Origin of the sequence: Planococcus sp. APC 3900 (assembly GCF_030407735.1) — a bacterium.
In the GTDB taxonomy this organism is placed as follows: Bacteria; Bacillota; Bacilli; order Bacillales_A; family Planococcaceae; genus Planococcus; species Planococcus notacanthi.
Genome location: NZ_JASDCT010000004.1, coordinates 13,738 through 32,590, shown reverse-complemented (window position 1 = coordinate 32,590; position 18,853 = coordinate 13,738). Strand labels below are relative to the sequence as shown.

Sequence of the window (18,853 nt, the reverse complement as noted above, 5' to 3'; positions counted from 1 at the left end):
TTCGTTTATTTTTATTTATTGAAGAATTTGCTGCTGGCGGTAATGATGATCGATTGCTACGATCATCGCCCCCATCTTTTGGTGTTCGGGCTGCAGCACTTGATTGATGCCATTGCTTTCCAGCTCATTGGCGGTGACTTTTCCGACGGCAACTGCCAGCACCCGGTCATTGAAAGCGTTGGCCAGTTCTTGGCTTTGCTCAGCGTCGGCGAAGATATTCCTCACCTGCGTTTTACTGGTGAAAACGATGGCATCCAAGGACTGTGCGATGATGGATTGTTTTAATTGGTCCACTACGTAAAGATCTGGTTTTTCATAGGAGTAAGGCCGGGATAAGTAAACCGAGTGGCCCTTTTCCTCCAAGATGCTTTTCAGTTTATCGTCGTCCTGGTCGTAGGCTTGTAAAAAGATCCGCTGCGGGCTCTTGCCTTCATATTCTTCAGCCAAAGCCGCGAGCAGGTTATTCATGGTTCCGTCTTCTGAAACATGGACCGGTTCTAAGCCATGTTCTTTGATCCATTTCATTGTTTTGCTGCCTCGAACAGCCAATTTTGTTTCTTTCAGCTTGTCGATATAACGCGACTGAAGTCCGATGCTTTCTGCCGAATCGGTTAAAGTTCTTGCTCCGATCCCCGTCGTAAAGATGGCCCAGTCAAAAGATTCGGCTAAAAAATCTGTGATGTTCTGCGCGCTGATGTCTTCGTTCAGCCGCTGTCTTCCCTGAATCGGGAGAATGACAGGTGTACCGGACTGCTTTTCGATCAGCAAGCTGATTTCTTTTGCAGCGCGGACTGCGGCGACGCCGATTTTCTTGCCGGCCAATCCATTCATGTTCAATCTCTCCTTCTGTCATTCACCATGCTAATTGCTGTTCACTTTGCAGCGCTTCCTGTGTGCGTTCGGCAAGGGCATCCACCATGGATGGATGGTCGCCTAAATATCCGCATAAGATGATTTGCTGGTCGTCTGAAGACAAAGCGTTGATTTTCTTCTGCATTGATTTCACCAAAAGGCCCGTGAACCATAAATAAGGAACCACGAAAATCTGGTTGCTGCCGGAATTGATGGAAGCTTGCAATCCTTCATCAAATGACGGGGCAGCTGCAGCCAAATAACAGACTTCCACGTTCGGTACATTTGCTTTCACTGCCAGTTTCGCAGCAATTTCTTCAACCGAACGGGTGATTTCCGAGCTCTTCCCGCCTCTTCCGACCAGCAGAATCTTCGCTTCAGGCAATCGCTCCACTGTCGTCTCCTGCAGACGCTCAGCTAAAATCTCAACGAGCCGATCTTGGACGCCAAGCGGTTTTCCGTAAGTAAAGCGGATATCCGGATAACGCAAGACCGATTTTTTGATTTCATCTGGAATGTCTTCGTAATAATGTCCGGCGCTCAGCAACAGAACTGGAACGACTGCAATTGCTGTCGCGCCTTGTTTGACAAGGCTGTCAATTCCTTCCCCAATATCCGGACTGGCCAGCTCCAAAAAGCAGGTTTCGTGAAGAGTTACATCTACCTTTTGATGAACCTGCTCCATAAACGCCATCGCTTCATCGCGTGTTTCTTTTACACGGCTTCCATGGCTTACGTAAAGTACAGCCTGCATGTCACCATCTCCTTATCCAACATGGGCGGCAAGCTGGAATTGCTGTTCGTCCTGCAGCTGCTCATACCATTGCAATTTGTCTCTCAATCGAACCACTTCTCCCACCACAATCATCGATGGATTCTCGAAATCCTTGGCGTTTCGGATAATGTCTTCGAGTGTTCCCGTAACCGTCCGTTGGCGTTCTGTCGTCCCCCATTCAATCAAGGCGATCGGTGTCGTCGGTTTTAATCCGTGGCGCATTAAGCGGCCACAGATTTCAGGAAGCTTGCTGACACCCATGTAGATGCACAACGTATCCATGCTTTTGACGACATGTTCCCAGTATTCATCCTGGTCGACGCCCACTTTGCTGACTCCTGAAATAAAGGCTACGGAAGAACTGTAATCACGGTGAGTGACCGGAATTCCGGCGTAAGCCGGCGCTGCAATGCCCGCTGTGATACCTGGAACAATTTCAAACGGGATATTGTGGTCCACCAATGCCTCTGCTTCTTCTCCGCCTCTGCCGAAGACGAAAGGATCGCCTCCTTTTAAACGTGTCACGATTTTCCCCTGCAATGCGAACCGGCAAAGCAGCTCGTTGATTTCTTCTTGCTTCAAGGAATGGTTATCGGGTTTTTTGCCGCAATAAATCAATTGGGCATGTTCTTTCGCTTCGTCCAGCAATTCCTGGTTTATTAAGCGATCATAAAGGATGACATCAGCCTTCTGAATGGCTTTCAACCCTTTCACTGTAATCAAATCAAGGTCGCCTGGACCTGCACCCACTAAATAGACTTTTTTCATAAGCTTCCTAGACTCCTTTTTTCAACCAGAGAAACGATGATTATGCCATTTTCTGATCGGTAATTTACTCTATTGCCGGCCTAATTATGTATGCAGGCCACATTCAGTTTTCGCAAAGCCTTTCCATCTGCCGTCGCGGCTGTCTCCATCAGTCGTCACTGCAAAAGAGCAATGCTTGCAGCCGATGCTCGGATAACCTTCGTCATGCAGAATGTTGTATTCCAGGCCATTCAATTGGATATACTGCCAAACATCGTCCCATGTCCAATGAATCAGCGGACAAACTTTAACCGACTTGAACCGGTTGTCCTTGTTGATGAAATCCGTCTTGCTGCGGCTGGCTGACTGCTCTCTTCTAAGGCCTGAAATCCAAGCCTGTGCACCCGAAAGTGTTTGTTCCAACGGCTTGACCTTGCGGATATCACAGCATTTATCCGGCTGGCTGTTCCATAGTTCATCACCGAACTGGCTGGCTTGCTCTTCTAACGTCAATTCCGGCTTTTTCATCCGGATATTCAATTTCGGGTAGCGCTTCTTAACGCGTTCAATCAGTTCATAAGTTTGGTTGAAGTGGACGTCGGTATCGAGAAACACCACTTCGGCATCGCTTTTCACCTTGGAGATCAAATCAATCAGCACCATGCCTTCTGCCCCAAAGCTGCAAGCATAGACAATATTCTCTCCATAGGATTCATAGGCCCATTGCAGAATATCAGCAGCCCCTTTCAAGAGATCGGTCGGTGCCAAATCTTTAAATGGATCTCCAGTAAATTGCTCGTACGAAACAGCGTGGCTCATCCTAACTTCCTCCTTTAAACTTCTATATATTGAATTAAAGATTTTCAGTAAGCAGTCCCGTTGGTTGGATATTCCTCCGTACCACTAAAATAAAAAACCCCCCTCTTCCAATGGAACAAGAAGAGAGGGTACCAATTCGCAGTTTGCGGGGCCTGTCTTCTTATCTTCCAGATCCCAATGGAACCTGCTGGAATTGGCACAGTGTATCCGGTCAAAAACCAGAACTTGTTGCCGAGGCTTCAAAGGGCCAGTCCCTCCACCTCTCACGATAAGAAATACCTTATAAGATTACTTGGTTTTAATAATTTCTCTAAATACTATAGCAATAAAAGATAACTGTCAATAAAACTCTGAAAATATCATTTATTTACTTTCTGCAATAAAGAGTTTCCATTTTCTTCATTCACTAGCCTTAAGCTTTTTAGATTCTTGCCAAAAACCAGCCATTCTTCAGGCTTTCTTTGTTGTAGGAAAAGCGGGTTTGGTCTTTAACGCTCTGCACAACTCCGCCAGCTGCTTCGACAATCGCCTGGCCGGCTGCCGTATCCCATTCCATAGTCGGCGCAAAGCGGGGGTAATAATCCGCTCCCCCTTCTGCTACCAGACAAAACTTCAGTGAACTGCCTGCCGATATCTGTTCGATTGGTTGGCTATCGTCGTTTATCCGATCGATGAATTCCTGTGTTTCAGCGGACATATGCGAACGGCTTGTTACGATTCGAGTCCGGTCTAAAGCTTTTTTTGCAGTCAACAGAATGCTTCCCTCGAATAATTCATCGGCTTTTTCAAACTTTCCAGCTGAAGCAGCTTCCAATTTAAATGCGCCGCTGTTTTCTTCACCGTAGTAGAAAACATCCATGGCCGGCACGTAAATCACACCCAAAACCGGATAGTTCTCTTCTATTAAAGCGATGTTGACGGTGAACTCACCATTGCGTTTGATGAATTCCTTCGTGCCGTCGAGTGGATCCACCAGCCAAAAACGCTGCCAGTTTTTCCGCTCTTCATAAGGGATTTTACTGCCCTCTTCGCTGAGAACCGGTATGTCTGGGTAGGCAATCTGCAGTCCTCTTTCAATGGTCTGATGTGACCGCTGATCGGCAATGGTCAGTGGTGAATCGTCCGCTTTCGCTTCAACGATCAGTTCCTGTCCGTAAACCGCCATGATTTCTTTGCCAGCTGCAAGACTGATTTCCAGCAGTTTGACCGGATCAATACCACCAGCCATCAGCCCAGGTAACCCGCTTTCTTCAAATAATCTGTAATTGCCTGAACCGACTCTTCCAAAGTCTGCTTGTCGGTTTCAATGACGATTTCAGGATTTACCGGTTCTTCATATGGCGCATCGATGCCTGTGAATCCTTTGATTTCGCCGGCTCTTGCTTTTTTATAGAGGCCTTTCGGGTCGCGGTCTTCGCAAGTGTCCACACTGCATTTGACGTATATTTCAATGAACTCATCTTCTTCAAGCAAGGCACGCACCTGGTCGCGATTTTCCTGATACGGCGAAATAAATGCCGATAGCGTCAATACCCCTGCATCACTCATCAGTTTTCCAACTTCACCGATGCGGCGAATGTTTTCTGTCCGGTCTTCCGGGCTGAATCCCAAATTTTTATTCAATCCGTGGCGAACATTATCCCCATCCAATAGATAGGTACGGATTCCAAGTGCGTGGATCTCTTTTTCCAAGGCAACAGATACCGTCGATTTTCCTGATCCCGATAACCCGGTGAACCACAGCACCCCGCTTTTGTGGTTATTCAATTTTTGTCTGTCCTCTTTTGTGACACTTGATTCATGCCATACAATATTCGTTGATTTGGTCATCTTTTCTCCTCCTAAAACCAGTAATAGTAAACGATTCCGATGGTCACCGACATAACCAGAATGCTGAGCGGCGTGCCCACTTTGACATAATCCATGAATTTGTAGCCGCCTGGCCCATAGACGATCAAGTTGGTCTGATAACCGATTGGGGTAATAAAGCTTGCAGAGGCAGCAATCGTGATGATCACTGCGAAGCCCATGGGATCAAGCTGCAGGTTGCTGGCCATTTCAATGCCGATTGGAATCATCAGGACAGCCGCAGCGCTATTGGTGATCAGTTCTGTGAAGATGCTGGTCAGCAGGTAAATTAAAATCAGAATAGCTAGCAGGCCGAACGGCTGTCCGATTGCCAACAAGCCATCCGCCGCCCATTGCGCCAGACCAGTTTTGGTCATGGCCGCCCCTACCCCGAATGCACTGGCGATCAGCAGCAGCACATTGAACTGCACGTCGTTTTTTGCATCGTCCATTGAAACCGACTTGGTCACCAGCAAAATCAGCACAGCCAATGCCATGGCTTTGAACATGCTCAACCAACCGACAATGACACAGGCGATTGCCCCCAAAAGTACCAGTAATGAAAACCAGCCCACCAAGCGGCTTTCCTCAAGTGCCTTAGGCATTTTCATAGAAGACACTACATAAAAGTCGTTGGATTGCTGGTACTTTTCCACAAACCCATTGCCGGCGAGCAATAGCAAGGTGTCACCCGGCCGCAGAATGATATCGCCGACTTTGCTTTTGATGCGTTCGTTATTGCGGTGAACGGCCATTACACCTGCATCAAAACGTGAGCGGAATTGGGATTGCTTGATGGTTTTTGACAATAGCGACGATTCATGGGAAACGACAGCTTCTGCAAGCTGCGTATTGCCGTTTTTCAAGTCATCCAATTGGAGGTTGGTACCCGTCTTCAAGGTCAGACCTTTTCTTTTTTGGAGATCTGCGATGGTGGCAATGAGCCCGGTAAAGATTAAGCGGTCTCCAGACTGGATGACCGTTTTGGAGCTGACCGACGAAATCCGTGTCTGATTCCGGATGATTTCTATCAAGTACAATCCCTTTAAATCACGTAATTTAGCTTCTTCCACTGTTTGGTTGATATGTGGAAAGGTTTCTTCCACCACCATTTCAGCAATGTATTTCCGGGAATCTTCAGCCACCTGTTGGCTGAATCCTTTATTCTCGGGCAAAAGCATATTGCCGATGGTGAATAGATAGATCAAGCCGACAATAGTGATGGGGATGCCGACAATCGCCAATTGGAACAGTGAAAATCCAGGAAGCCCATAATCGATCAGCATGCCGTGGACTACCAGATTCGTTGAAGTTCCCATCAGCGTGATGGTCCCTCCTAAAATCGTTACATACGACAAAGGAATTAAAACCTTTGATGGTGCAATGTTCCTTTCTTCACACCATTTCTTCAATAATGGGGTCAGTGTCACGACAATCGGCGTGTTATTCAAAAAAGCAGAGATTAACGGAAGCGGCAGAAAAATACGGAACAGTGAACCTTTCAGGCTTTTGCCCTTGTTCAGCCAGCCAATCATCATCTGGTCGATTAGGCCATGCTTTTGTACAGTCCCGACTACGATGAACAATAAGGCGATGGTCAGCATTCCCGGATTGGAAAAGCCGCGCAACGCTTCTTCTGTCGTTAAAATTCCAGACAGCAGCAAAACCACCAATGCCGAAAACACAATCATATCTGGGCGGGCAATTTCAAACAGGAGCGCACTGACCATAGCGACGATGACAATTAGCACAAAAACCATTGAGACTGACATGGGCAACCATCCTTCAATTTAGTTACTTGTTACGGTCTCCCGCAATCCTTTAATAAGTACATCGGCTACTTCCGGACGGGAAAACTGTTTTGGCGGTTTTTCTCCGTTGCGAAGCAATTCGCGCACTTTCGTGCCGCTTAAATGGACGTGGTTTTCTGCAGTGTGCGGGCACGTTTTGGCTGTTGCCATGTTCTCACATGCATTGCAGTAGAACGAATGCTCAAATTTAAAGATTTGGATGCCCAGTTCTTCTTCAAACTGGCTGATGAACTCCTGTGCTTCGTATGTGCCGTAATAGTCGCCGACCCCTGCATGGTCGCGGCCGACAATGAAATGTGTGCAGCCGTAATTCTTGCGGACAATGGCATGAAGAACCGCTTCTTTTGGCCCTGCATAACGCATTGCTGCTGGATAGATCGCGAGGCGTGCTCTATCTGCCGGATAGTAATGCTTCAAAATGACCTGGTAACTTTCCATCCGCACTGCCGCTGAAATGTCATCCGATTTCGTTTCACCCACCAATGGGTTCAATAATAAGCCGTCGACTACTTCCAGTGCTGCTTTCTGAATGTATTCATGTGCACGGTGCACCGGGTTGCGCGTTTGGAAACCGACAATCGTCTTCCAGCCAAGTTCCTGGAACAACTGGCGCGTTTCAACCGGATCCAAGTGGAATTCCTCGAATTCGCTGTGGTCTGGTCGATTCAATAAAGTAATCGGACCAGCTAGGTAAACATCGCCGCGTTCGTATAATTTCTTCACGCCGGCGTGTGCTTCTTCTGTTGTTCCGTAAATTTTCTGTGCTTCCAATTGCTTGTCATATGCGTATTTTTCCGTCAGTTCGATTGTTCCGTAAATGACGCCGTCTTCGCCTTTTAAAGCAATTTCATCGCCGACCTGATAGCTGTCCGCTTCTCCTGCCGTAACCGATAGCGTAATCGGAACACTCCAAACCGTTCCATTGCTGAGACGGGATGTATGTACCACACTTTCATAATCTTTTTGGCTGAGGAATCCGGTCAACGGACTGAAGCCGCCGATGCCGATCAATTCCAAATCCGAGATTGCCCAATCCGAAATGAATAAAGAAGGAAGCGACTCTGCATTTTTCAATGCCTTTTCTCTTTCACTGCCCGTCACCTGTCTGTTTACCAAATCTCCACCGTGTGCTTTGCTTGTCATTTCATTACCTCCAAGGTTAGTTTTATGTAGTGCCGTCTATTTCAAAAACGTTCTGAAACCAAATCTCCAAGGCGTTCGGACAAAAAGAAAAGGACCCTCTTCGACAAGAAGAAGGTCCCAAAAAACAAAACGATCTTCTTATCTTCTAGGCTATTGAAAGCCTATTGGAGTTAGCACCGTTTCCTTAAAGGAGGGTTGCTGAGACATCAAAGGGCCAATCCCTCCGTCTCTCTTGATAAGAACGCATATTCAATTTTCATTTGAATTGTTTGAAATATTTGATTTCACAAAGTATATAATAGACTATTCCTAGTGTCAAACTATGTTTTAAGTTTTTTATTTTTTTCTATACAGAAAAGTTAGTCTATCAACAGGTGATGGATAAAAAATATTTTTCTAATGAAAAAAATGAGATCTGAATTACCAGGTTGAATTGAATAGCGGCCACAAAACGCATAGAGATTATTTTTGGTAATATTAAAAGAGTTGAGGAGGCGGAGAAGATGACGGTGATTCCGATCATGATTGAAATGAAAGGAAAAAAAGTGATTGTGGTAGGTGGAGGACGCATCGCGAAGCGCAAGCTGAGTGGTTTGATAGATAGTGGAGCAGAGCTGTTGGTCATCAGTCCGGTGGCCGATCCTGCCATAATCGCTTGGGATGATGAAGGTAAAATTCTCTGGAAGCAGAAATGTTTCGAGCCAGCGGATGCCGAAGAGGCTTTCATGATGATCATCGCCACCGATGATCCGGCTACAAACGCAGAGTCCAGAAAAGCTGCACCTTCCAATTGCCTAGTGAACGCCTCTGATGAAGCGGAGGCTGGCAATATCCATTTCCCTGCTCATGTCAAAAGGGGAAAATTGAGCATCGCAGTTTCTACAAACGGCGCCAGCCCGATGCTTGCAAAGAAAATCAAGCAAGATCTGAAGTCTCAGTTTGATGAAAGTTATGAACAATACCTAGATTTTCTTTTTGAAGCAAGGCAGCTTCTCAAGAAAACAACAATTTCAAAAAACGCAAAAGAAGAATACCTCCGTGGCTTTCTGGATGAATCCTTTTTACAAGTTGCGTCACAAGAAGCGTCACTCCGGGAATTGCGGCTTTTGATGAATAATAAAAAGGACTTGGAATAATTCATTCCAAGTCCTTTTGAGCTGATAAAGAGCGTTAACTTCTGTACTTGATCGCCAAGCCTTTCAAGAAATTGCGCGCATAGCGGTCTCCGCATTCTTTATAGTTTTTATGTCCCACTTTTCGCAGCAATGCACCCAGCTCGCCTCTTGTCACCGTGACGCCTGCCAAATCCCAAATCTCCAGCATGTCCTCACTGTTCAGCTGCAAAGCGATTTTCACTTTCTTCAAAAGCAAGTTGTTGGAACGCTCGTTTGTCGATTCCGGGAATTCAGGTTGCCCTGGTTTCGGCTCCTGACGGCCTCTCTTGAAAATGATGAAGCCATTCAAAAACGATTCAAACAGATGGTCATCCGCTCGGATGTAGTCATCGTTATCTTGTTCGGCCCAAATGCTGTCATCCTCTTCTTCGCTTTCAGGTGTTTTCGTCAGCACTTTCAGCACTTCGTCCTTGCTTAAGTCAATGCCGCCCAATTTAAAAATCTCAACCATGTCGTTATTTTTTATATCCAGTGCATAACGCAATCTGATCAATAAATCATTATTATCCATTTTCTTTGCCTCCTGTTGATTTCCAGTAATGAATGCTTATCCACTATAAAGACAAACTTCAATCAGTGGGGGTTTTCTTCATCCCCCACTGATTGTTAGTTGATTCACTGACCGTAAAGCGGGATAAATCCATCCCTAATAATAGCACATAATTCACAGTTCATCAGGCTTCCGGAAAGACAGCAAAAAAAGACAGCTTTATATCGCTGTCTCTTGATTTTCTTTATTTTTAATGTCTTTTAGTTGCTTTACTTTATCCTGCAGAACCGTAATAATTTCCAGGGATTCAGGGTCATTTAATGATTCATCATAAAAAAACTGCAGGTCCCGTTCAATATCCGCAAACCGTTCATTATAATGCCTCAGTTTTTCCGCAATGATCAATTGCTTCGCTTCTTCTACACTCTTCATTTTATTGTGACCTCCGCTTTGATGACCAACTAACCTATTCTTTTCTAGTTTCCCTTTTCTAAACCTTTTTAACCTTTTATTTTTGTCTTTTCTGTGTCTATAGATACATCCGCTTAAATTGTCAACTAAGTTTACAATTTAGGTTTTTTATGTTATGATGAATTTAGTTGAGATAAGTTGAGGAGGAAAAAAATGTTCACTATTGGAGATCACATCATTTATTCCGCCCATGGTTTATGTAGAATTGACGATATTCAGGACGTAACCGTTTCTGGCGTCACCAAGCAGTATTATAAATTGCATCCTTTGGAGAATACCCGAGTGACCATCAGTACACCAGTCGACAACGAAAAAGTTGTCATGCTGAAACTTCTTCAAAAAGAAGAAGCCCTTGAAATCATTGAAACGTTCAAGCAGCCTGGAGGCGAGTGGACCAACCATCCAAACTCCCGCTTAAAGAAATATTCTGAAGTTATCAATACGGGAGAACGCATGGAAATTGCGAGAGTCGTCAACACGCTGATGCGCAAGAAGTTTGAAACGCAACTAGAGAAAAAGACGCTCTATGAACGCGATTATAAACTTTTAAACAATACCCAAATCATTCTTTTCAAAGAACTGGCACGTGCGCTTGGCACCAGTTTTGAGGAAATCAATAAACAAATCAATGACATGATCAAGGAAGATGAACCTCTTCCGGTCGTGTAATAACTGCTTTTCACTATACAAGAACGCCCTGCTTCATCAATCGGTTGATGAAGCAGGGCGTTCTTCGAATTTTCGGCTAAATACCCCAATCGGATTTCAAAATGTCCTTGAGGATTTCCATTTGATCGGGGCCGATTTTCTCAGCGACCTTATTTTCCAACTGAACTTTTAGTGCTTCGTTTTTCTCATAGCATTCTTCCCCAAAAGCCGTCAGCCGGATACACTTTTCTTTTTTATTATTTTCCACATTCCTTACTTCCACTAATCCTTTAGAAGCTAAATTTTTAATGAACTTATGGATCGCCTGCCTGGAAATATCCACATTTTTCGTAACGTAGGCAATGGTGGGCTGTTTTTTATAAATGCGTGCCATAATGTACCATTCAGAATTGGAAATATGGAATTCGCTATTATCATTCCATGCCTTCTCCGAAATTCTCCGCGTTGTTATATGGCGTTCGCTTATCAAATCGATCAAATTCAACTTCTGTAATTCCGCGTCCGGGGCCAAACAGTTCACTCCTATCATCTTCTTCGCCATTTAATATACCGATTCCATCTGGCGAAGTCAATTTGTAGAAATACTTACAAGTTTGCGGAAAGTGGTCTGGTTCCCCTCCCTCCTGTTATACTCTGAATAATAGCTGAAGATGGAGGTTTTTAAGTTATGCAAAACAAGGACATTCCACGGAAATTTCCACATGACTTTTTATTCGGTGCAGCTTCTGCTTCCTATCAAGTAGAAGGCGCCGCCAACGAAGATGGTAAAGGGCCGACCAATTGGGACGTCTTTTCCAAAATTCCCGGCAAAACATTCGAAGGCACCAACGGCGACATCGCCGTCGACCATTACCATCGCTACAAAGAAGATATCCGTTTGATGGCAGAGATGGGGCTGGAGTCTTACCGCTTCTCCGTTTCATGGGCACGTATTTTGCCGGACGGTGACGGCAGTATCAATGAAAAAGGACTGGAATTTTATAATAACCTAATCGATGAATGCCTGAAATACGGCATCGTTCCGTTTGTCACACTGTATCATTGGGATTTGCCGATGGCACTTGAAAAAGATGGCGGCTGGACCAATAAGCGGACAGCGGAAGCTTTCGTCAAATACGCAGACATCTGTTTCCGATCGTTCGGCGACCGCGTCAAGCATTGGATCACTTTCAACGAAACCGTCATGTTCTGCGGGTTGGGCTATTTGAAAGGCGCCCACCCACCAGGCATTCAGAACGATGAAAAGAAATACTTCCAGGCGACCCATCATGTTTTCTATGCACACGCCAAGGCAGTGGAAACCTATAAATCGCTCAAGCAATACGGTGAAATCGGTATCACCCACGTCTTTCTTCCGGCCTATAGCGTCGACGACACCGAAGAAAACTTGAGAGCTGCCGAGCATGCCAATGCGTACGAGACCCACTGGTATTACGATCCGATTTTAAAAGGCGAATATCCTCCGTATGTTGTGAAGCACCTGGAGGAAAAAGGCTGGACGCCCGATTGGACTGACGAAGAGCTGGACATGTTGAAAAGAAACGCTGACCACAATGATTTCATCGGACTCAATTACTACCAGCCCATCCGTGTAGAAAAAAATCATGAAGCCGTTTCTTCTATCGAACATTCACGGGAGACTTCTACGTTGGTTCCTGGCAGTCCTTCTTTCGATGGCTTTTACCGAACTGTCAAAATGGACGATAAAACTTATACCAAATGGGGCTGGGAAATCTCGCCACAAGGGTTTCTGGATGGACTCCATATGCTGAAAGCGCGCTATGGGGACGTCAAGATGTATGTTACAGAAAACGGTTTGGGTGATGAAGACCCGATCATCGCCGGTGAAATTGTCGACATTCCGCGAATCAAATACATTGAAGAACATCTAAAAGTCATCAAAAAAGCCATAAGCCAAGGCATTAACCTGAAAGGTTATTACGCCTGGTCTGCCATTGATCTGCTAAGCTGGCTCAACGGCTATAAAAAGCAGTACGGCTTTATCTACGTCGACCACAAAAATGGATTAAACCGCAAGAAAAAGCTGTCATTCCATTGGTATAGGCAAATAATTGAGACACGTGGAGAAGAGCTTTAGTACCCTTAATACAATCAGCCAGTTGCGAGATTCACTACACGCCACTGGCTGATTGTATTTTTTTTACAAGCTACTCACGTTTGATCTCAGCCATTACTTTCTCGTACATGCTCTCTATTCCGATGCCAGTCAACAACGGCACCCCATCGATCACTTTTTCTTTTATATTATTTGGCACCAACGTGGTGGACAGCACGACATCGTATTCATCAATCCGGTTTATCTCGTCACTGACTTTTGATTGGTAAATCTTCACATCCTGGCTCAAGTTATTGTCTTTCAACCACTGTTCCACTTTTCCTTTAACCACAGTCGAAGTGGCGATGCCTGTTCCGCACATGATCAATAGCTTTTTCACTTAACTTCCTCCCCTTCTGCGACTGCTTCCGTCCGTTTCTGTCGCTTTGGTTTGATTTTATTCTGGTAAATCAATCCGAATAAGATTAGCAGCCCCAGCCCGATCATGCCATACCAGCTAAGGATTTTAGGTATCCAAACAAAGATGAAGGTGGTCCAAACCGCTCCATCAATCAATGAGGAAATACTGGTATTCTCGCCCATTTCAAAATTCGATGCAATGGCTGCTTCTGTAAATAAGGGTGCAATCCACGTAGCGATATAAAAACCAATTCCGATGTAAATGGAACCTCCGATAACGGTACGGATAATATTGCCTCTGAAAATCGGCACCATTAAGCAAATCAAGAATGGAATTGAAGCCAAATCAGCAAAAGGCAAAACGGAATTTCCAGGCAGCAGAACAGCCATAAAAATCGTAATTGGGATAATCAGCAACGCGGAGGATAAAACCGCCGGATGCCCAATTGCCAAAGCGCTGTCCATGCCGATATAGAGATCTCTTCCGGGGAAGCGTTTCTTAACAAATTCGCCTGCAGCTTCCGAAACCGGAATCAAGCCCTCCATCAACAAAGCGACCATACGCGGAAGGAGAACCATAACGGCACCGGTCTGAATGGACAGCTGCAGAATACCCGGGATGTCATAGCCGGCCAGTATCCCGATCAGAATTCCGATCAACACACCAATGATGGTTGAGTCTCCGAGAATCCCGAGTCTTTTTTGAATGGATTCCGGATCGGCTTCCAATTTGTTGAAACCGGGAATCCTATCAAAAATCCAATTCATCGGCATGGCAACAAAAGCGGATGGCGCCGATGTCCCGTGCGGAAACGTAATGTTTTGGAAACCGTAAAACTTTTCAATATGCTTTGCCAAAACGTCTGCCATCAGATAAAGAAGCAGCAAGTGAACAATTATGGTCAATACCCCAAGCCAAAAATCTGAAGTTAAGGCGTAGACCAACGATCCTGTAAATGCCACATGCCAGAAATTCCAGATATCGACGTTCAAGGTTTTGGTTAAACCGAAAGTCAGCAACAGAATGTTGACGCCCACCCCCAACGGAATAGCCAAACTCCCCAACGACGTACCATAGGAAATGGCAGAAGCTGCTGGCCAACCTACGTCAATGGTATTCAACTGAAAACCGAAATTATCGACCATCGATTGGGCAGCTGGCCCCAAACTGTCGACAAGCAAGCCAATGACCAAATTGATTCCGACAAACCCAATCCCGACAATAATCCCGGCACGCAATGCTTTTCCCGGTTTAGTCCCCAATACCAACGCGAAGATAAATATCAAAATCGGCAGTAAGACAGTAGCCCCTAGATCCACAAACCATTGCAGAAACCCCATCAAGTTCACTCCTCTATTCATATTTTCATTGATAGAAAGAAAAGGCTCATTTTAGGGATAGCCGAGCAAGTTTACAGCCTGCCCTCGACTAGTTCATTCAGTTCATCAACGCTTTTGATGTGTGCCAGTTTTATAACCATATCGGGATTCTGGATTAATTCTATTAATTTTTGCAGGGTTTCCAGTTGATCTTCCGGATTGTTCAATGCAAGCATGAATATCAGCTTTACATCCACGAGTTTGTCATCTGTACCCATCATTAAAAATTGAACGGGATTTTTTAAGCTTGCAAAAGCAATTCTCGATTCATGGACCATGTCCCCATCCGTATGTGGAATCGCTACCCCGTAAGGTTCTGTAGGCAATCCGGTCGGGTAATTTTTTTCCCTTCCCATAACGCTGTCGATAAACCCTTCTTTGACGAATCCTCCCGCGGCTAAACGGGTCCCCATTAACTGCAATGCTTCTTCTTTTGTTGCAGCCTCCAAGTCGATGAAGACCAGATCTTCCTCTATTCTCATCTTCTCCTCTCCTTTTTTGAATCAGTAGAAAAAATTTAATTGAATAACATGATTTTTTCTTTAGGCTTTACAAATGTTCTTGTTGCGCACCTTTGATATCACTCTTATTATAGAAGCGACCCAAAGATAATTCAATATAAATATCTGAATAATCAATCATTATATTCAGCAAAATTTAATGAACAAACAAAAAAACCTCTAGGCTAGAGGTTTTTCATCTTTACTTTTAATAATAGTATATGGTTCCCCAGCATTTCTCTCCTGCAGCTTATTCTTCGCATACCCAACGAATAACGTCATGAACACCATCCCGACCGCCAACATGGAGATGCTTCCTGCTAAATAAGTTGAATCCATCGAAAACAGGACTTCCTTTCTGAACCACGATTGGAATGGGAGGCCGAATCCTAAGAGCACAGCGAAAAATAACACTTTCACTTTCCAATTCTTGCCTTTCATTTTTTTAATCGAGTTATTCACAAACAAACGCAAGAATGCAAGAGCCGATCCAATTCCAAAAAAGATCAGTAAAAACATTTTAATGTCTTCGTTTAATACAAAAGCTTTCGACAACACGACAGCCGCAATAAGTAGCATAATCCACATGACGATCGTTGTTTTTTTCATTTCCATCACCTTTTCCCCGAATTCCACTAAACACACTGTTGAGTGGTTATAGGTTAATTTTAGGGGTCTGCTATAATGAAAGCAATAAACAAAAAACACTTAACTGTTGATAGCTGTGGAGGGATATGGATGATGGCTGTTTACGATGACATGAATGAAAAAACAAAAGAAAAGATCCAAAAGAGCTTCCTTCAATTGCTTCAGGAAAAGAACTTTATAAAAGTTTCTGTCCAGGACATTGCAAAAGCCTCAGGTATAAACAGAGGAACTTTTTATCTTCACTACTTAGATAAGTACGATCTTCTCGACCAAATGGAAGAAAACTTGCTTGCTGGTCTGGAAGTTCAATTGGAACGGCTCCAACCCGATCGCTTGTTGCTGGAAGCAGAAAAAGGAAACATCTCGATGCATGCGGTTGAAGTATTTCGCTATATTCAACTGAATGCCGAAACCTTTAAGGTGTTTTTAGGCGGCAATAACCGCGTCGGCTTTCATAAGCGGTTGAAACAATTCTTCGTAGAGCATTTCCTGGAAAAAATGATTAGCAACGAACTTTTTTTCAACAGTACCACGGTTCCACAAGATTATTTGTCTTCTTTTGCCACTTCAGCTTTTTTGGGGCTCATCGAGCAGTGGCTGGATAATGACTTAGCAGAAACGCCTAAACAAATGGCTGAAATGTATATTCAGATTATCTTCTTTATCAAGAATTTATGAACCACAAACTTCCTGAAGACAGAAAAAGACAGCTTCCTAAATTAACAGGAAACTGTCTTTTCTTTATTTGCGTGTGGCACTCATATCGGATTCTCCAGCTATTTCAATGCCTGTCTCGTCTTTAACGACAAAGAAAGATTTAAAGACGAAGGCTGCAAGAGCCGCTCCGACAAGAGGTGCTACGATAAATACCCATAATTGAGCAAGTGCGTCGCCGCCAGCAAAAATAGCAGGAGCTAAACTTCTGGCAGGGTTTACAGAAGTACCTGTCAATGGTATGCCGATGATATGAACCAATGTCAACGTCAAGCCGATGACAATCCCTCCCATGTGGGAAGTGGCTTTACTTGTAGTGACACCCAAAATGGCAAGGACAAAGATGAAGGTAAGGATGACTTCAATCACAAGCGCTCCTGTCAAATTCAAACCGACTGCACTCAACTCACCATATCCGTTTGCGCCAAACCCTTCCAAGCTGGTCGAACTTGCGACAACAAAAGCCAGAATCGAACTCCCTGCAAATGCTCCCAATATCTGTGCAACGACATAACCGCCAAACTCCTTAGCTGTCATATTACCGGAAATCAGCACAGCCAACGAAACTGCGGGATTGACGTGGCATCCTGAAATATGGCCGATGGCGTATGCGCCCGCTACAATCGACAGACCGAAAGCGAATGCGATGGCCAAAACGCCAAGAAATCCTGTATCTGTTCCACCCGTGTACCCTCCGAGAACAACTGCTGCCCCTGTCCCTAAGAACACCAAGATAAACGTACCGATAAATTCCGCCAAATATTTTTTCACTTTAAGCAACTCCCTTCTGTTAAACAAATTTTTGAAGATTCATTTTTTCACTGCATTGAAGCTGGATTGCCGGGTATTCAAAAGAAGTTTTGTATCTCATCAATTCCCCCGCCTTAATCGTTCATGACTTCCTTTAAAATAAGCATTTTGAAAGAGGAGCAACAGCAGCTTCTTTGGTTTTCTGTACTTCCCCTGCCCTCCAATCCATTTAGATCCCCTTATTCGCCTCTATTTGTACTTTCTTAGCGATTTGATTGAGCTGTACCATTTTTCGTTTCTGCCAGAATAGTTAATAACATAATTCCCTAAAACATTGGAAATCCCTTTTACTTTTACAATAAAGATCACAAAAGGACTTCCCACCAGCGGTGGAAAGTCCTTTATTTTGTTGCTACTCATCTTAACTGTTAAATCTGCAATAAAAAACGGAAGATGCTTGTTACGAAGCTCCTGCTTCCATTCAAACGCGTTTATTTTTCAACCGCTTCTGCTAGCTCCACTTCTTGATTCGAAGCTTCAAAAGCATCCAGCAAGGCACGCACTTGATCCGTTGTTTCGGTATACATCAATTGATTTCTCAATTCACCGGCTCCACGGACTCCGCGAACATAAATCTTAAAGAAGCGGCGGAGAGGCTTGAAGGCAATCGGCTCGATGTCTGTCGAATATTTATCATGAAGGTCCAGCTGCAAGCGCAAAAGATCAAACAATTCCTTCGTGCTGTGTTCTCGCGGCTCTTTTTCGAAAGCGAACGGATTGTGGAAAATGCCTCGTCCGATCATAACGCCATCGATGCCGTATTTCTCGGCAAGTTCCATGCCTGTTTGGCGATCTGGAATATCTCCGTTGATCGTCAACAAAGTATTCGGTGCGATTTCATCACGAAGCTGCTTGATTTCGGGAATCAATTCCCAATGCGCAGGCACTGCGCTCATTTCTTTTTTCGTCCGCAAATGAATCGACAGATTGGCGATGTCCTGCTCCAGTACATGGGTCAGCCAGCCTTTCCATTCCTCCACATCCGTGTAGCCGAGGCGCGTCTTGACACTGACAGGCAAGCCGCCAGCTTTGGCCGCCTGGATGATTTCAGCAGCGTTGTCCGGATAATTGATCAGCCCACTGCCTTTTCCTTTGGCGGCAACGTTCGGTACCGGACAGCCCATATTGATATCAATCCCTTTGAAGCCCTGCTTCGCCATTCCGATGCTCATTTCCCGGAAATGCTCAGGCTTGTTGCCCCATATGTGAGCCACCATCGGCTGCTCATCTTCGGTAAACGTCAGACGTCCCCGTACACTGAAAATGCCTTCCGGATGACAATAACTTTCCGTGTTCGTGAACTCCGTAAAAAATACATCAGGCCGTGCTGCTTCCGCCACTACATGGCGAAATACCACATTGGTGACATCTTCCATCGGCGCCAATACAAAAAACGGTCGCGGCAACTCACGCCAAAAATTTTCTTTCATATGCAAATTCCAATCCTTTCATTACGGGATGGAAGGCCAGGCCTTCATCCAAATGTGCTTCATTTATCTATTCTATGATCATTGATTTTCAACAA

At 44.7% G+C, this 18,853-nt stretch carries 21 protein-coding genes and 2 riboswitches; of the genes, 4 read left to right on the top strand and 17 right to left on the bottom strand.

What is annotated here, in order from left to right:
• Nucleotides 1-15 precede the first annotated feature (15 nt).
• The 8 genes from QMA04_RS09265 to sat form a co-directional block, all read right to left on the bottom strand.
• The gene (locus QMA04_RS09265; protein WP_290185315.1) at nt 16-831 is read right to left on the bottom strand and encodes a uroporphyrinogen-III synthase; all 816 of its coding nucleotides are present in this window, start codon (nt 829-831) and stop codon (nt 16-18) included.
• 22 nt (nt 832-853) lie between these two features.
• Nucleotides 854-1,606 (bottom strand): sirohydrochlorin chelatase, encoded by a 753-nt coding sequence (locus QMA04_RS09260; protein WP_290185313.1) that lies wholly within the window; start codon nt 1,604-1,606, stop codon nt 854-856.
• A 12-nt stretch (nt 1,607-1,618) separates the two neighbouring features.
• Nucleotides 1,619-2,395, bottom strand: coding sequence for a uroporphyrinogen-III C-methyltransferase (gene cobA / locus QMA04_RS09255; RefSeq protein ID WP_290185311.1), 777 nt, complete (start codon nt 2,393-2,395; stop codon nt 1,619-1,621).
• 84 nt (nt 2,396-2,479) lie between these two features.
• A complete protein-coding gene (locus tag QMA04_RS09250) occupies nt 2,480-3,193 on the bottom strand; it encodes a phosphoadenylyl-sulfate reductase (protein WP_290185309.1) in 714 nt (237 codons plus the stop codon).
• A gap of 157 nt (nt 3,194-3,350) precedes the next feature.
• Nucleotides 3,351-3,468: riboswitch (SAM riboswitch) on the bottom strand.
• Between the two features lie 146 nt (nt 3,469-3,614).
• The gene (cysQ, locus tag QMA04_RS09245) at nt 3,615-4,421 is read right to left on the bottom strand and encodes a 3'(2'),5'-bisphosphate nucleotidase CysQ (RefSeq protein ID WP_290185307.1); all 807 of its coding nucleotides are present in this window, start codon (nt 4,419-4,421) and stop codon (nt 3,615-3,617) included.
• Nucleotides 4,421-5,023 (bottom strand): adenylyl-sulfate kinase, encoded by a 603-nt coding sequence (gene cysC, locus QMA04_RS09240; RefSeq protein ID WP_290185305.1) that lies wholly within the window; start codon nt 5,021-5,023, stop codon nt 4,421-4,423. The genes cysQ and cysC overlap by 1 nt, the downstream gene beginning before the upstream one ends.
• Before the next feature lie 11 nt (nt 5,024-5,034).
• Nucleotides 5,035-6,813 (bottom strand): SLC13 family permease, encoded by a 1,779-nt coding sequence (locus QMA04_RS09235; protein WP_290185303.1) that lies wholly within the window; start codon nt 6,811-6,813, stop codon nt 5,035-5,037.
• A gap of 18 nt (nt 6,814-6,831) precedes the next feature.
• Nucleotides 6,832-7,995: a sulfate adenylyltransferase gene (gene sat, locus QMA04_RS09230; RefSeq protein WP_290185301.1), complete on the bottom strand. Its 1,164-nt coding sequence runs from the start codon at nt 7,993-7,995 to the stop codon at nt 6,832-6,834.
• A gap of 135 nt (nt 7,996-8,130) precedes the next feature.
• A riboswitch (SAM riboswitch) is annotated at nt 8,131-8,237 on the bottom strand.
• Between the two features lie 261 nt (nt 8,238-8,498).
• On the opposite strand from sat, the gene QMA04_RS09225 reads away from it, so the two are divergent.
• Nucleotides 8,499-9,131: an NAD(P)-binding protein gene (locus tag QMA04_RS09225; protein ID WP_290185299.1), complete on the top strand. Its 633-nt coding sequence runs from the start codon at nt 8,499-8,501 to the stop codon at nt 9,129-9,131.
• 34 nt (nt 9,132-9,165) lie between these two features.
• Here QMA04_RS09225 and QMA04_RS09220 read toward each other — a convergent pair whose 3' ends face one another.
• Together QMA04_RS09220 and QMA04_RS09215 are read right to left on the bottom strand one after the other, a co-directional pair.
• Nucleotides 9,166-9,681, bottom strand: coding sequence for a YehS family protein (locus QMA04_RS09220; RefSeq protein ID WP_203341156.1), 516 nt, complete (start codon nt 9,679-9,681; stop codon nt 9,166-9,168).
• 198 nt (nt 9,682-9,879) lie between these two features.
• Nucleotides 9,880-10,092 (bottom strand): hypothetical protein, encoded by a 213-nt coding sequence (locus QMA04_RS09215; RefSeq protein ID WP_191716422.1) that lies wholly within the window; start codon nt 10,090-10,092, stop codon nt 9,880-9,882.
• 192 nt (nt 10,093-10,284) lie between these two features.
• Here QMA04_RS09215 and QMA04_RS09210 point away from each other — a divergent pair, with 192 nt between their 5' ends.
• Nucleotides 10,285-10,800 (top strand): CarD family transcriptional regulator, encoded by a 516-nt coding sequence (locus QMA04_RS09210; RefSeq protein WP_191716423.1) that lies wholly within the window; start codon nt 10,285-10,287, stop codon nt 10,798-10,800.
• Between the two features lie 76 nt (nt 10,801-10,876).
• On the opposite strand, the gene QMA04_RS09205 is transcribed toward QMA04_RS09210, so the two are convergent.
• A complete protein-coding gene (locus QMA04_RS09205) occupies nt 10,877-11,341 on the bottom strand; it encodes a MarR family winged helix-turn-helix transcriptional regulator (RefSeq protein WP_191716424.1) in 465 nt (154 codons plus the stop codon).
• A gap of 126 nt (nt 11,342-11,467) precedes the next feature.
• On the opposite strand from QMA04_RS09205, the gene QMA04_RS09200 reads away from it, so the two are divergent.
• Entirely contained in the window at nt 11,468-12,898 is a 1,431-nt protein-coding gene (locus QMA04_RS09200) for a glycoside hydrolase family 1 protein (RefSeq protein ID WP_191716425.1), read from the top strand.
• Nucleotides 12,899-12,968: 70 nt separating this feature from the next.
• On the opposite strand, the gene QMA04_RS09195 is transcribed toward QMA04_RS09200, so the two are convergent.
• The 4 genes from QMA04_RS09195 to QMA04_RS09180 form a co-directional block, all read right to left on the bottom strand.
• Complete coding sequence (locus tag QMA04_RS09195) at nt 12,969-13,256, bottom strand: PTS sugar transporter subunit IIB (protein WP_290185294.1); 288 nt, start codon at nt 13,254-13,256, stop codon at nt 12,969-12,971.
• The gene (locus tag QMA04_RS09190; RefSeq protein ID WP_290185292.1) at nt 13,253-14,617 is read right to left on the bottom strand and encodes a PTS galactitol transporter subunit IIC; all 1,365 of its coding nucleotides are present in this window, start codon (nt 14,615-14,617) and stop codon (nt 13,253-13,255) included. Before QMA04_RS09190 ends, QMA04_RS09195 begins: the two co-directional genes overlap by 4 nt.
• Before the next feature lie 71 nt (nt 14,618-14,688).
• Nucleotides 14,689-15,138 carry a PTS sugar transporter subunit IIA gene (locus tag QMA04_RS09185; RefSeq protein WP_290185290.1) on the bottom strand — a complete coding sequence of 150 codons (450 nt, stop codon included), beginning with the start codon at nt 15,136-15,138 and terminating at the stop codon, nt 14,689-14,691.
• Nucleotides 15,139-15,336: 198 nt separating this feature from the next.
• Nucleotides 15,337-15,771: an MFS transporter permease gene (locus tag QMA04_RS09180; protein WP_290185288.1), complete on the bottom strand. Its 435-nt coding sequence runs from the start codon at nt 15,769-15,771 to the stop codon at nt 15,337-15,339.
• A 123-nt stretch (nt 15,772-15,894) separates the two neighbouring features.
• On the opposite strand from QMA04_RS09180, the gene QMA04_RS09175 reads away from it, so the two are divergent.
• Nucleotides 15,895-16,482, top strand: coding sequence for a TetR/AcrR family transcriptional regulator (locus QMA04_RS09175; protein ID WP_191716426.1), 588 nt, complete (start codon nt 15,895-15,897; stop codon nt 16,480-16,482).
• A gap of 63 nt (nt 16,483-16,545) precedes the next feature.
• Here QMA04_RS09175 and QMA04_RS09170 read toward each other — a convergent pair whose 3' ends face one another.
• Entirely contained in the window at nt 16,546-17,289 is a 744-nt protein-coding gene (locus tag QMA04_RS09170) for an aquaporin (RefSeq protein WP_191716427.1), read from the bottom strand.
• Between the two features lie 470 nt (nt 17,290-17,759).
• A complete protein-coding gene (locus tag QMA04_RS09165; protein ID WP_203341161.1) occupies nt 17,760-18,758 on the bottom strand; it encodes a tRNA dihydrouridine synthase in 999 nt (332 codons plus the stop codon).
• Nucleotides 18,759-18,853 lie beyond the last annotated feature (95 nt).

Bases quoted from the DNA above. Each gene is read 5' to 3' on its own strand.
- QMA04_RS09180 (WP_290185288.1), bottom strand. From the start codon at position 15,771: ATGGAAATGAAAAAAACAACGATCGTCATGTGGATTATGCTACTTATT.
- QMA04_RS09265 (WP_290185315.1), bottom strand. From the start codon at position 831: ATGAATGGATTGGCCGGCAAGAAAATCGGCGTCGCCGCAGTCCGCGCT.
- QMA04_RS09190 (WP_290185292.1), bottom strand. From the start codon at position 14,617: ATGGGGTTTCTGCAATGGTTTGTGGATCTAGGGGCTACTGTCTTACTG.
- QMA04_RS09250 (WP_290185309.1), bottom strand. From the start codon at position 3,193: ATGAGCCACGCTGTTTCGTACGAGCAATTTACTGGAGATCCATTTAAA.
- QMA04_RS09260 (WP_290185313.1), bottom strand. From the start codon at position 1,606: ATGCAGGCTGTACTTTACGTAAGCCATGGAAGCCGTGTAAAAGAAACA.
- QMA04_RS09220 (WP_203341156.1), bottom strand. From the start codon at position 9,681: ATGGATAATAATGATTTATTGATCAGATTGCGTTATGCACTGGATATA.
- QMA04_RS09165 (WP_203341161.1), bottom strand. From the start codon at position 18,758: ATGAAAGAAAATTTTTGGCGTGAGTTGCCGCGACCGTTTTTTGTATTG.
- cysQ (WP_290185307.1), bottom strand. From the start codon at position 4,421: ATGGCTGGTGGTATTGATCCGGTCAAACTGCTGGAAATCAGTCTTGCA.
- QMA04_RS09200 (WP_191716425.1), top strand. From the start codon at position 11,468: ATGCAAAACAAGGACATTCCACGGAAATTTCCACATGACTTTTTATTC.
- sat (WP_290185301.1), bottom strand. From the start codon at position 7,995: ATGACAAGCAAAGCACACGGTGGAGATTTGGTAAACAGACAGGTGACG.
- QMA04_RS09225 (WP_290185299.1), top strand. From the start codon at position 8,499: ATGACGGTGATTCCGATCATGATTGAAATGAAAGGAAAAAAAGTGATT.
- cysC (WP_290185305.1), bottom strand. From the start codon at position 5,023: ATGACCAAATCAACGAATATTGTATGGCATGAATCAAGTGTCACAAAA.
- QMA04_RS09205 (WP_191716424.1), bottom strand. From the start codon at position 11,341: ATGGCGAAGAAGATGATAGGAGTGAACTGTTTGGCCCCGGACGCGGAA.
- QMA04_RS09210 (WP_191716423.1), top strand. From the start codon at position 10,285: ATGTTCACTATTGGAGATCACATCATTTATTCCGCCCATGGTTTATGT.
- cobA (WP_290185311.1), bottom strand. From the start codon at position 2,395: ATGAAAAAAGTCTATTTAGTGGGTGCAGGTCCAGGCGACCTTGATTTG.
- QMA04_RS09215 (WP_191716422.1), bottom strand. From the start codon at position 10,092: ATGAAGAGTGTAGAAGAAGCGAAGCAATTGATCATTGCGGAAAAACTG.
- QMA04_RS09175 (WP_191716426.1), top strand. From the start codon at position 15,895: ATGATGGCTGTTTACGATGACATGAATGAAAAAACAAAAGAAAAGATC.
- QMA04_RS09185 (WP_290185290.1), bottom strand. From the start codon at position 15,138: ATGAGAATAGAGGAAGATCTGGTCTTCATCGACTTGGAGGCTGCAACA.
- QMA04_RS09235 (WP_290185303.1), bottom strand. From the start codon at position 6,813: ATGTCAGTCTCAATGGTTTTTGTGCTAATTGTCATCGTCGCTATGGTC.